7 protein-coding genes and 1 other annotated feature are annotated in these 13,116 nt (G+C 53.9%); of the genes, 6 read left to right on the top strand and 1 reads right to left on the bottom strand.

Annotation, left to right across the window (positions count from 1 at the left end; genetic code table 11):
- Positions 1 to 303: 303 nt before the first annotated feature.
- Positions 304 to 1,782, bottom strand: a complete 1,479-nt coding sequence (locus AC3G2T_RS04070; RefSeq protein ID WP_488434608.1) for a phosphodiester glycosidase family protein — start codon at positions 1,780 to 1,782, stop codon at positions 304 to 306.
- A 266-nt stretch (positions 1,783 to 2,048) separates the two neighbouring features.
- On the opposite strand from AC3G2T_RS04070, the gene AC3G2T_RS04065 reads away from it, so the two are divergent.
- The 6 genes from AC3G2T_RS04065 to AC3G2T_RS04040 all read left to right on the top strand — a co-directional run bounded on the left by AC3G2T_RS04065 (position 2,049) and on the right by AC3G2T_RS04040 (position 13,092).
- Positions 2,049 to 2,936 carry an RluA family pseudouridine synthase gene (locus AC3G2T_RS04065; RefSeq protein WP_488434607.1) on the top strand — a complete coding sequence of 296 codons (888 nt, stop codon included), beginning with the start codon at positions 2,049 to 2,051 and terminating at the stop codon, positions 2,934 to 2,936.
- A 120-nt stretch (positions 2,937 to 3,056) separates the two neighbouring features.
- Positions 3,057 to 4,085 carry a LysM peptidoglycan-binding domain-containing protein gene (locus tag AC3G2T_RS04060; RefSeq protein ID WP_488434606.1) on the top strand — a complete coding sequence of 343 codons (1,029 nt, stop codon included), beginning with the start codon at positions 3,057 to 3,059 and terminating at the stop codon, positions 4,083 to 4,085.
- A gap of 322 nt (positions 4,086 to 4,407) precedes the next feature.
- Positions 4,408 to 4,664 (top strand) — a binding site (T-box leader).
- A 388-nt stretch (positions 4,665 to 5,052) separates the two neighbouring features.
- The gene (locus tag AC3G2T_RS04055; protein WP_488434605.1) at positions 5,053 to 7,722 is read left to right on the top strand and encodes a valine--tRNA ligase; all 2,670 of its coding nucleotides are present in this window, start codon (positions 5,053 to 5,055) and stop codon (positions 7,720 to 7,722) included.
- A 61-nt stretch (positions 7,723 to 7,783) separates the two neighbouring features.
- Positions 7,784 to 9,169, top strand: coding sequence for a bifunctional folylpolyglutamate synthase/dihydrofolate synthase (locus AC3G2T_RS04050; protein ID WP_488434604.1), 1,386 nt, complete (start codon positions 7,784 to 7,786; stop codon positions 9,167 to 9,169).
- 7 nt (positions 9,170 to 9,176) lie between these two features.
- On the top strand, positions 9,177 to 10,565 hold the full coding sequence (gene murC, locus AC3G2T_RS04045) for a UDP-N-acetylmuramate--L-alanine ligase (RefSeq protein WP_488434603.1): 1,389 nt from the start codon (positions 9,177 to 9,179) through the stop codon (positions 10,563 to 10,565).
- A 1,174-nt stretch (positions 10,566 to 11,739) separates the two neighbouring features.
- Positions 11,740 to 13,092, top strand: coding sequence for a hypothetical protein (locus AC3G2T_RS04040; RefSeq protein ID WP_488434602.1), 1,353 nt, complete (start codon positions 11,740 to 11,742; stop codon positions 13,090 to 13,092).
- Positions 13,093 to 13,116: the final 24 nt, after the last annotated feature.

Raw genomic sequence — 13,116 nt, 5'->3', positions numbered from 1 at the left:
TGCAAAAGTGCAGGCTTTTTCGATGGAAACGGCCTGTTTGAGGAAAAAGCCTGCAAATGTGCAGGAATTATCGGCCAAACCGGGACCAAGCCCCCGATCCGGCAGAAAAAACTGCACTTTTGCAGGAATGATTCAAGACAAGCGCATCGTGAGGGCAAAAAGATGTATTTTTGCAGGTTTTTTGCGCGTTTGCGCTAATGGTGTCCGAGGTGCAGGAGGGGCGCTGAATCCTCTGAAGCCGTTTACGGCGGCGGAAGAGGGGGAGCAGCAAAAAAAGGTTGACCCATTCGGGTCAACCTTTTTTTAGTTCGCCTTCGGAGAAGCCGCAGGCGCTTGCGTAGGGCTTGCATCGGTTTTAGCGGTTCCCCCTCCGTCAGGGGCAGGGCTCGCGGTTGCAGCAGGCGCTACGCTCGGTTTCGGCGTCGCCGACGAAGCAGGATTCACGCTGCCTGCTGCGGCGCCGGTTCCCGCAGGCTCGCTCGTGCTGCCGCCGCTCGCGCTCGGCGATACAGAAGGCGAAGCCCCGGGCTTCGCCGAAGCACCTGCTTTTGGCGATCCGCTCGCCGTTCCGCCGGGCCCCTCCGAAGCGCCCGGCTTGGCCTGGCCGGTTTCGTCCGTTTCGGCTTTCGCCGATGGCTTCGGCGTCGCTGCCGGCTTCGGCGTTGCCGTCGCCTTGGGCTGGCTCGCTTTTTTCTGAGCCTGCTCTTTCAGGAAATCAGGGTGATCGTAAGCGCCGCCCGGATCAATCGTAGTCAAGCCTTCCCAAACATTATCGACCTTAACGGACTCGGGATGATCGAACACAAGGAAAGCGGACGGCAAACGGCGTTCGCCGTAACGGCTCGATGGCTTGGTAATCAGATCGTTGTCGTAAACCATTTCCGACGAAGCCCCGCCGTCCAGGAAGCCTGCGTTAATGACGCCGTCTTCAAGGAACAGGTCCTGGACTTCTTTGAGCGTTGCGCCTACGCTGTGCGCTTGGCGGCCGTCGATCACGATGAAGATGACGGTTCCGTCCGCTTTTTGCCCGACGGCTGTTCTGGGCGCTCTGCCCCAGCCGCCGTCCCCGCTCGTAATCAGCCCTTTGCCGTTGGCGATAACGCGGGGATAAAACGAAACGGCCTCGGTTACATTAAGCTTCAGCAGCTCGTTGATGCTGTATTTACCGATAATGAGCGTTCCTTCCTTGGTAAAACCTACGATTTGCTGAGGAATGGAGCCTTCCTGGTCGGTGTACAAAATGTTGCCGCCGGACATAATGGCGCCGATCGGGGCAAATCCGTTGCCAAGCCCGTCGGGATCGTTAAATCCTCCGCCGTTCACGCCGGCTACGGCTCCCGTCCGCTGCACCATCGACGTAATCCGCTCGCCTTCACCCTGCTTGGAAGGGACGACTACGCGGATCGTTCTCGGATCGTATACATACATTTTTTTGCCTTTCCAGAATTGGCCGGAAATGTCTTCAACCTTGACGAGACTTTCCATAGGACGGTTTTTGTTATACTTCACGGCTTGCAGATCTTGTTTTTCGATAGAGTTGATTTCCGTCAAATCCTGCATTTCTTTGACCAGTTGATCGCGGCGCTCGGCGCCGACAAAGATCCAGGCCCAGTCACGGTGCTGCGTCGTGATGACCGTTTTGGCCAAATAAACACGGATGGTTTCGCCAAGAGGCGTTAAAAACAAAAAGCTCGAACAAAGAAACGTACATGCCGCTATAAGCAGAAGCAAGCGTTTCAGCCAGCTCCAGCTGCGAAAATGCTGTAAAATTGCAGTATTCAAAATAATTCCTCTCCTGCTCCATTTTTCTTCAAATTCTAAGATGTCGAAAAAAACAGTACTAGATTTCATTCTATCATATTTACGCATGCAATTGTTAATGGTAATTGTTAAAATAAAGTGGACTTGATTCAAGCATGAAGAAGGAGCTGCCCGATTGTGAAGCGATACTATTTTTTTGATTTTCCAATAGATGTGATGGCCGTTGTTTTTGTCTTTTTGCTGCTGCTGGCCGTATTGCTTATTTTCTTTCATAGAGGCAACCGGTCATGATCGGATGGAAGCGGAAAGGCGAGTGGATGGAGCTTCCTCTCCCCGGCGACGATTGGAGCCCTCTAGCTCCGCTAGCCGCTGAAAGGCTGGGGGCTCTGCTGCCTGTCCCGCGAAAGCTGTATTTGCGGCTGGCTGCTCAAGGAGGCGTGCGCGTGCAGGCGGGAAAGCTGCTGCTGCGGGTTTTTCCCGAGGATGCTCCCGGTTTTGAAGCGGAGTACGGCGAGGTGGAGGTTTTGTACGAGGATGATTTTTGTCTCGTCGTCAACAAGCCCGCCGGGATGTCCGTTCATCCTTCGGAGCGGGGACAGCAGGGGACGCTGGCTTCGGCCGTAGCCTATTATTATGCGTCTACGGGGCAGGCGTGCGCTGTCCGTCATATACACAGACTTGACCGGGACACGACCGGCGCCGTTCTGTACGCCAAGAACGAATGGGTGCACGTGCTGCTCGACGAGGCTATGCGCGACAAGCGGATCGACCGGAGATATGCGGCGATTGCCGAAGGGCGGTTTCGCGCCAAAGGAGGAGCGATCCGCGAGCCGATCGGCAAGGACCGCCATCATTCCGGCAAAAGACGCGTAACGCCGGGGGGCGATGCGGCCGTCACGCATTTTGAAGTCGCGGAGCAGTTGAAACGGGCGGCACACGTGCAGCTGCGGCTGGAAACGGGACGTACGCATCAAATCAGAGTCCATCTCAGCCATATCGGACATCCTCTTGCGGGGGACGTTTTGTACGGAGGGTCTTCTGCGCTGCTGGGGCGCCAGGCTTTGCATGGAGAGCGGCTGCTTTTTCAGCATCCGGTCACGCTGGAAAGGGTCGAAGTGCAGGCGCCGTGGCCTGAAGATATGCTGCTTTTGCTAGAGAAGCTTCGAGTTTCGTAAAAATATAGTCATGCCATCTCTTTTTCACCCATATACTTTAGAGACAAATCTTAAGGTATTGGTTGAACATTCCAGTCGTTTGCCTTGCGGCGGGAATTGAAGGAAGGGAGGATTTTGCCAGTGGCTGAACAGCAACCGGGTTTAAGATTCGATATCTACGAGCGCGTCCACTTGCAGGAAGAATTGGCGGGTATTCAAGAGCTGAACGATGTTGAGCTGGTGCCGCATATCCAGGTCTTAACGCAGAACGAGCAGGCGATCCTGAAAGGGAATCTGCTGCTCACCGGAAATTATGAAAGCGACGATGGAGCGTCACGACTGCTCGAACATTTGATTCCCGTCGAAATTACGCTGCCCCTCAATCGAATTCATCGGGTGGAAGACATTTTGGTGGAGATTGAAAATTTCGACATCGATCTTCTCTCGGCCAGGAGCTTGAATGTGACGGGAGTTCTGTCTCTGCAAGGCGTAGAGATGGTGTCAGCGCCGCCTGACAGCTGGCGGGGGGAAGAGGAAATCACCTTTGTCCATGAAGCCGAGGAGGAGCGTGTGGAAAAGATAAAGCCGGCGCCTCCCGCACCGGTTCAGAAAGCTCCGACGGAGGTGAAGCACGAGGCGAATGAGCAGGCGGTTCCTGAAGTTCCGGAGTCCAAACCGTTTCCGCCGGCTTACGAGGAACCGCTGCAAAACGAGGCCCCGGCCGCGGAAGCCCCGAAGGTGGAAGCCGAGTCGAAGGAAGTTCCCCAGCAGGAGGCGGCTTCGGTTATTCCGGAGGAGAAAAAGGAGAAAGAGCCTAAGCTCGCTTTCGGCAAAAAGGCGAATGAAGCGATGGAAGTGCAGCCTAGCGGTATAAAATCGCTTATTTCCAAAGCCGGGGCGCTTTTTCACCCGGAAAAACGGAAAGAGGAAGCCGAGGCAAAGGCCGCCGAGGAAGCGAAGGGCGAGGTTATAGAATGGAAGCGCCTGTTCCTGCGGACGGACTCGGGGGTGCAAGAATTCCGCAAATTAAGAATGTGCATCGTGCAAAAGGAAGAAACGCTGGAGTCGATTGCCAAACGCTATCAGTTGAATCCGCGGGAGCTGCAGCTTCTTAACCGGCTTGGCGATCAGGAGCTTGTCGCGGGGCAGGTTCTCTATCTTCCCAAATAACGGGTACATAAGCAAAAGTCTTTGGCTGCGCGAAGAAGCGGCCGAAGGCTTTTTTACCACATAAGAATGTTTAATGTTCTTTACAGCGCTAAAGCGCGTAGAACAGCATTCTTATTGGCGAATAAACCAACCTCTAAACGCGGTCGCTCATCTTCGAAAAGACCTCGATAGAGGTTTATCTCAATCCCAAAAATGGGTCTAAGCATAAAATATGGAAAAACGGTTATAATGAAAATTACAAATCGACACAATCTGCACGGCAGTATATTGACTCTGATGAAAATGTTCGCTATCATATGGTGTAAATCATTTTGAGCAATACTTGGAAACGTTGATGGGGAGTAGTAGCCGGTATGTCCTTCAGAGAGTGGAACTGCAGCGCTGAAAGGTTCCATAGGTCGCAGCCGATCGAAGTCGCCCTGGAGTTGCAAACGTGATAGAACAATGCGCGCAAGTTGCCATCGGTTCCGCAGCGTTTGCCGGCCGCAGCCGTTATCTGTTTGAGAGCCATGCCTTTCCCTGGCGGGACAGGGCGTGGAATAAAGGTGGTACCACGGAAGCAAGCCTTTCGTCCTTTGCGGCGGGAGGCTTTATTTGTGTTTCTTTACCTCCCAAACCCTCCTACAAGGAGGGCCCCAGCGTATGCTTTCGAAGCCAGTTTTGCTCCGCAAAACTCTGAGGTTTCGCCCCCTGGACAACGAGCGATTGCAGCAGGGAGCGGGGATAGGCGTTTTTGGCGATGAGCAGGTAGAGGGAGCGCTTTCGTCTTTCATACGAGTTTCGGTGAAACTCTCGTCTTCGGACACGCTTGGACGTTAGCGTGAGGGAAATGGAAGTTTTCCTTACGGAAAACGGATCGCCCGTTCCCTGACGGGAACGAAGCCAACAGAGGCGGATCGCCCTGAGAACGAGGCCGCAAAAATTAGCGAACAAACTTCAATGCAAATAATGACATGGAGGTAACTATATGAGCGAAACGAATCAAACGGCTCAGCAATTGCAAATGCCTACGACATACGATCCGAAGGAAGCCGAGCGCAAATGGTACGACTACTGGATTAAAAACGAATTTTTCAAAGCGGGAACCCGTTCCGACGCCGAGACATACACGATCGTTATTCCGCCGCCGAATGTGACGGGGATGCTGCATATCGGGCATGCGCTCGATTTTACGCTGCAGGATATCATGATCCGCACGAAGCGGATGCAGGGCTTTGACGCGTTGTGGCTTCCCGGCTGCGACCACGCGGGCATATCTACGCAGACCAAAGTGGAGCAGAAGCTGCGCGAGGAAGGCCAGACCCGTTACGATCTGGGGCGGGAAAAGTTTTTGGAGAAAGTATGGGAGTGGAAGGACCATTACGCGAACACGATTCACGAGCAGTGGGCGAAAATGGGTTTTTCGCTCGACTACTCCCGGGAGCGGTTTACCCTTGACGAAGGGCTGTCGCAGGCGGTTCGCGAGGTGTTCGTCAGTCTTTATGAAAAGGGCTTGATCTATCGCGGCAACTATATTATCAACTGGGATCCGGCCGCGCGGACAGCGCTTTCCGACATTGAAGTCGAGTATAAGGAAGTTCAAGGGAACCTTTATCATTTGGAATACAAAACGACGGACGGCACAGGCTCGATCGTCGTAGCTACGACGCGTCCCGAGACGATGCTCGGAGATACGGCCGTTGCGGTTCATCCGGACGATGAGCGCTATCAGCATCTGATCGGCAAAAAGCTGCTTCTTCCGATCGTCGGTCGCGAGATTCCGGTTATTGCCGACGAGTACGTGGAAAAAGAGTTCGGAAGCGGCGCGGTCAAAATTACGCCTGCGCACGATCCGAACGACTTTGAAGTGGGCAAGCGCCACGATCTGCCGCAAATTCTTGTGATGGACGAAACCGGTACGATGAATGCCAATGCCGGCCCTTATCAGGGCAAAGACCGCTTCGAGTGCCGCAAGCAGATCGTCGCCGATCTGAAGGAGCAGGGCGTACTGGTCAAAATCGAGGAGCATGTGCATCAAGTCGGCCACAGCGAGCGCAGCGGCGCGGTTGTCGAGCCGTATTTGTCCACACAATGGTTCGTAAAAATGCAGCCGCTCGCAGAGGCAGCGATCGAAGCGCAAAAATCCGGCAAGGGCGTCAACTTCGTCCCTGACCGTTTTGAAAAAATTTACCTGCACTGGATCGAAAATGTGCGCGACTGGTGCATTTCCCGCCAGCTGTGGTGGGGCCACCGCATTCCGGCGTGGCATTGCGCCGATTGCGGCCACACGACGGTAACGCGGCAGGACGCCGAAGTGTGCTCGCACTGCCAAAGCGGCAATATCATTCAGGACGAGGATGTCCTGGACACTTGGTTCAGCTCGGGCTTATGGCCGTTCTCTACGCTGGGCTGGCCTGGCGATACGGAAGATTTGAAACGTTATTACCCGACGGACGTTCTCGTTACGGGTTACGATATTATTTATTTCTGGGTGGCGCGGATGATTTTCACCGCTCTCGAATTTACCGGGCAAATTCCGTTTAAAGATGTGCTGATGCACGGTCTCGTCCGCGATTCCGAAGGGCGCAAAATGTCCAAATCGCTCGGTAACGGCGTCGACCCGCTTGAGGTGATCGAGAAATACGGCGCCGATGCGATGCGCTATATGATTTCGACCAGCAGCACGCCGGGGCAGGATCTTCGTTTCCGCTGGGAACGCGTCGAGCAGGCGCGCAATTTTGCCAACAAGATTTGGAACGCTTCGCGCTTTGCGTTGATGAATCTGGAAGGCGTAACCGCGGCCGACATTGATTTGACAGGGTCTTTGGGCACGGCTGACCGCTGGATTTTGCACCGTTTGAACGAAACGGTCCGCGATGTAACCCGGCTCATTGACAGCTATGAATTCGGCGAGACCGGACGCTTGCTTTACAATTTTATATGGGACGATCTTTGCGACTGGTACATCGAGTTCAGCAAGCTGAGCTTGTACGGCGCAGACCCTGCGGCGAAGAAAACGACGCAATCGGTGCTTGCCTATGTGCTCGATCAGACGCAGCGGCTCATTCATCCGTTCATGCCTTTCATCAGCGAAGAAATTTGGCAGCATTTGCCGCATGAAGGAGAAACGATTACGCTGGCGGCATGGCCGACTGTGAACCCGGCGTTCGAAGCGCCGGATGCGATCCGCGAGATGGAGCTGTTGATGGACGCCATCCGAGCAGTCCGCAACATCCGTGCGGAAGTCAATGTGCCGATGAGCAAAAAAATCGAGCTTCTGGTGAAGCCGGCCTCCGATGAAACGCAGGCGATTTTGCGCAGCAACGAAGAGTATTTGCGCCGTTTTTGCAATACGTCGCGGCTGGAGATTGAATCGGATCTGACGGCTCCGGAAAAAGCTATGACGGCTATCGTGACCGGTGCGGAATTGTTCCTGCCGCTTGCCGGGCTGATTGACATCGCCCAGGAGCTGGCGCGTCTGGACAAAGAGCTTCAAACGCTCCACGGCGAAGTGGAACGAATCGAGAAAAAGCTCGCCAATGCCGGCTTCGTTGCCAAAGCTCCGGCCAAAGTCATCGAAGAAGAAAAAGCCAAACTTGCCGATTACGCAGACAAGAGGGACAAAGTGATAGCTCGATTAGCGGAATTAAAAGGGTAATCGTGGAAATTAGAGCTATCGCCTAGTTGCTCCGACATAGTGATTCATATAGTAAATGAGGATGAGATCAATGAATGAAATCAAAGACTCAAGCTCGGCGGCATTCCGGACAGCCAAGGAAGCGATTGATTGGATCGTCGGCAGAATGGAAAAGCTGGGAATAAAACCGGGACTTGCCCGCATGCAGCTGATGATGGAAAAACTCGGCCACCCGGAACGCAGGCTGCAGTTCATTCATGTCGCCGGAACGAACGGCAAGGGCTCGACGTGCGCATACTTATCGTCGGTGCTGCGGACATGCGGTTACGATGTAGGGACGTTCACTTCTCCGTATTTGGAGAAGTACACGAACCGCATTCAAGTGAACGGCACAGATATCGACGACGCGTCACTGCTGCAATTGGTTAATGAAATGAAGCCGATTGTTGACGAAATCGGGGAGACGGAGCTGGGGGCTCCGTCTATGTTTGAAATCTCGACGGCGCTGGCGATTTTGTATTTTGCCAAAGTGGCCTACCCTGACTATGTAGTTTGGGAAACGGGGCTTGGCGGAAGGCTGGACTGCACCAATATCGTTACGCCGCTCGTTTCGATCATTACCAATGTCGGTCATGATCATATGGAAATTTTGGGCGATACGCTTGAGCTGGTAGCGTCGGAGAAAGCCGGAATTATTAAATCCGGCGTTCCCGTCATTACAGCAGTCCGGCAGCCCGAGGCATGGAGTGTCGTTGAACAAGCCGCCAAGGCCAAAAAAGCGACGCTTTACTCGCTGGACCGGCAATTCCGCTACACCGCGGTCACCAGCGAACTGGATCATCAAACTTTCGATTTTGAAGGTCCATTCCGCAGCCTGCGGGAAGTTCCCGTCTCGCTGAACGGCAGCCACCAGCTGACGAACGCCGCTGTCGCGCTGATGACGCTGGAAGTATTAAGGCAGTATTATGCAGTTATCGTAGAGGATGAGGATCTGTACAAAGGCCTTCAGGAAACCCGTTGGCCCGGCAGGCTGGAGATGGTTTCGAGCCATCCGCGCGTTTTGCTGGACGGGGCGCACAATCCGGAGGGAGCCGAGACGCTGGCGGCGGCGCTGCGCGGCGTATATCGCTATAAGAAGCTTCATTTTATGATCGGAATGCTTTCGACGAAGAATCATACAGGCTATCTGAGGCATATACTACCATTGGTGGATACTCTCATCCTTACCGAACCAGATTTTCATAAAAAAGGGGACGCCTCCATACTCGCGGAACTGGCTCAAGAGCTGCTGCGCGAGATGAACCGCAAAGTGGATATCGTTGTGGAACGCGATTGGAAGCGGGCTTTGAAAACCCTGACTAGCAGAACCGAGCAGGATGATCTGGCGGTCGTATCCGGCACGCTGTATTTAATCTCCGATGTTCGTTCTTGGATTACCAATCAAACCGATTCTGAAAAAGGATGGTGAGAACGGCGTGAGTCAAGCTGAACACGTACATTTTATCGGCATCGGCGGATACGGAATGAGTGCCATTGCCAAGGTCATGCTTGAAATGGGATACCGCATATCGGGTTCTGATTTGGCCGAGCAGGATCTTACGGAAAAGCTGAAAGCCAAAGGGGCTCAAGTATTCATCGGTCATGAGGCGCAAAATGTGTCGGGTGCCGATTTGGTCGTTTATTCTACGGCGCTCGGCAAAGACAACGTAGAAATGCAGGCGGCCGAAGAGCTGAAAATTCCGATCATACATCGTTCGCAAATGCTCGCAAGGCTGATGAACGAGCGCAAAGGGATCGCCGTTGCGGGCGCGCACGGCAAGACGACGACGTCATCCATGATTGCGCTTGTCATGGAAACTACCGGACTTGACCCGACCTATATTATAGGCGGAGAGATTATGAATGTAGGCAGCAACGCGAAGGCGGGGAAAGGCGAGTTCGTTGTGGCGGAAGCCGATGAAAGCGACGGCACTTTCCTGCAGTATCACCCGACTTTGGCGCTTGTCAATAATATTGAAGCGGATCATTTGGAAAATTACAACGGCGACTTTGAAAATTTGAAAAATGCCTATGCGCAATTTCTCAGTCAAGTTAGGCCGGGCGGCAAAGCGGTCGTCTGCAAGGACGACAAATTTGTGAGGGAAATGATCCCGCAAATTCAAAGCGAGGTTATTACCTACGGCATCCACTACGACGCCGACTATACCGCTTCGGACATCACTTTGGGAGACCGCAAGGTGACTTTTACAGTCAATCACCACGGCCAGGAATTGGGCCAGCTTGCTTTGTCCGTTCCCGGTAAGCATAACGTGTACAACGCGCTGGCGACGCTGATTACTTGTCTGGAAGCAGGGCTATCCTTTCCGCAGATCGCCGAGGCGATTCAGGAATTCCGCGGCGCCAAACGGAGATTTCAGGTGCTGGGAGAAGTACAGGACATTCTGGTCATCGACGATTACGCGCATCATCCTACGGAAATTCAAGCGACGATCAGCGCGGCCAAAGCGACCGGCAAACGGATTGTCGCCGTTTTTCAGCCGCAGAGGTACACGCGAACCTATTATTTATTCGAGCAGTTCAGCCGCTCATTTGAAGATGCTGATGAGGTGATTATCACCGATATCTACTCACCAGCCGGCGAAAAGCGGATTGAAGGCGTCGATTCCGCAAAGCTGGTGGAACTCATTCGAAGCAACAGCAACCCTAACGTTCAGCATATTCCGACGAGGGATGAAGTGCTCGAATATTTGATCGGCCACGTTCGTCAGGGTGACCTCGTATTGACAATGGGCGCAGGAGACATTTGGAAAGCTGCCGACGGCTTGGCCAAAGTACTGCGCAGCAAGTACGAACCCAAATCATAACCATCCGGAATCGCCGCAGGCTCCAGCGCTTGCGGCGATTTTTCGTTTTGCCGCCACACAAGACGGCGCAGCCTGACAGCCCGCGAAGCAGCGAGAAAGCGGCGCGAGAGGCTGCGAGAGCGGCTTGGCAGAGCGGCGAGAGAGCGGCGAGAGAAGCGACGTGCGGAGCAGCGGGAGAGCGGTGCGCGGAGCGGCGAGAGAAGCGACGTGCGAGGCTGCGAAAGAGCGGTGTGCGGAGTAGCGAGAGAAGCGGCGTGCGAGGCTGCAGGATGTGCGGCACGTCAAAACCTGCAAAAGTGCAGTTTTTTTCGGTGGAAACGGTTCGTTTTAGGAAAAAGCCTGCGATTATGCAGGAATTTTCGGTCAAGATGGGCTAGAGCGGGAGGTTTGGGCGGAAAAACCTGCAGAATTGCAGGAATTTGTCGAGACAAGCGCGTCAGGGAGCAAAAAGATGTATTTTAGCAGGCTTTCCGTGCGTTGCCGAGTAGATGTTGTTAGCGCAAGTGTGCAGGTTGATCGGTAGTTCCACTTTTGCAGGTCAATTTGTGCAGTGGTGTGGCAATGTCGTGTTAGCTGGCACCGGATCGTTAGGCGGCGGCCCAGGATCAGGCAAAACCTGCAAAAGTACAGTTTTTTTCGGTGGAAACAGTTCGTTTTAGGGAAAAGCCTGCGATAATGCAGGAATTTTCGGTCAAGATAGGCCAGAGCGGGAGTTTGGGCGGAAAAACCTGCAGATTTGCAGGAATTTGTCGAGACAAGCGCATCAGGGAGCAAAAAGATGTATTTTTGCAGGCTTTCCGTGCGTTAGCGCAAGCATGCGGTTTATCAGCAGCCAGGCTTTTTGCAGGCTTTCCGCGCGTTGCCAAGTAGGTGCGTTAGCGCAAGCGTGCGGTTTATCAGCAGCCGGGCTTTTTGCAGACTTTCCGCGCGTTGCCAAGTAGATGCGTCAGCGCAAGCGTGCGAGTTCATCGACACCCCCTACACATCAACTTGCGCTGTAATGCCGGTGTGTGTTGGATGGCGCGTTTTTTTGGCGTGCTCCTTTTTCTGTTGCTTGTGGAATCGGGAGGCTTTTGATTTAGATTCTTCGCTTTTTGTGGCGTTTTTTTATCATATTTCTATTCTCTCAAACATAATCTAGTAGCAGAAGATTGGGACAAGGAGAGAATGGGATATGAATAAAGCAAGAATAACATATCGCTTCGGTCAAAATGAGCAGCAGGCTCAAGACGGAACGCCGCAGCCGCTTAAGGAAAACAGGGACAAAAAAGTAATCCCCCTCTATGAAGAGGAGTTTGAGGTTATAGATTCATCCATGCCCGAAACCGTGGAACCCGTATCGCACACGGATAAAGCGGAACGGCAGCAGGCGGAAAGTTTTTTTGAAACGCATGCTCTGAACGCATTAACGACGGATCTCGGCAACTGGGGCAGCCCGCTTGAAACGGAGAGCGACCGGGTGGAGCGGCTGATCCGCGAATCCCAAAAGGACCGGCTGAACGAGGAGGGCGAAGCTTCTCAGCGTCCTGCGGGAAATATGGACGATTGGTCCTCTTGGACGAGAAGAGAGCCGTGGATCGAGCAGGAGATGGGCACCAGGTACGCCAAGTCGTCAGGGGCGCCGTGGATCAGGATTGCCACGTCCGTTGCAGGGGCTGTCGTTACGGGTGTGGCTTTCGGATTTTTTGTGCTTTCGATGTTTTCGAACTCGGGGAATACGGGGAACACGGGGGCGGAAAATCCGGTCAAGCAGGCCTCCATCGCTTCCCCAAGCGCTCCGGCCGCGTCGCAGAGCAAACCCGCCGCAACCGCTTCAAGCACGGATGCGGCCAAGACAAACGCTGCCGGAGGAGCGGCGGCCGTTCCGGCATCGGCGGGAATTGCCGTCACGCCTGTGCAAATTCCGGCCAAATCCTACGCCTTTTTGCAAAACGGCGTATTCAGCACCAAACAAAGCGCCGAAGCGGCGCAGGACAGCTTGAAAAAGAAAGGCCTCGCTTCCGCTTTGGACGAAAGCGACAAGATTACCGTCTTCGCCGGATTTGCGCTGAACCGCGACGATGCTCTTGCCTTAAGCCAGCAGCTGCAGGCGCGGGACAAACAGGTGGAAGTGTACGTTAAAAATATGGATCTCCCGGCCGTGACCGGCATTCGCTGGAGCGGCTCCAAGCCGGAAGCGGCGGTTTCATTCCTTACCGAGGGCGACAAGCTGATCCGGATGATCAGCGGCCTGACCGTCGTGCATCTGGAAGAAGCGAAGCCGACCGCTTTAAGCGATACGTCCGTGCAGGCGGTCCGCACAAGCCATCAAGCATTGACCGCATTGTCGGCCTCGATGAACGAAGGTCTTGACGACCAAGTCAAAGCCATCGTACAAAAGATGACGACTGCGCTGAACAGCTCGGTCCAATCGATGGAGGAATACAAAAAAACGCCTTCAACGGCAATGCTTTGGCAGGCGCAGACGTCGATGATGCAGTACATTATCGCGCAAAAAGCGCTGCTGAGGGAAGTCTTGGTTTCCTGAAGCAAAAAAAGGCACCCCGAACCG

Source organism: Paenibacillus sp. sgz302191 (assembly GCF_057749925.1).
Note: the sequence above shows the minus strand (reverse complement) of the source record. Positions and strands in the feature narration are given on the sequence as shown.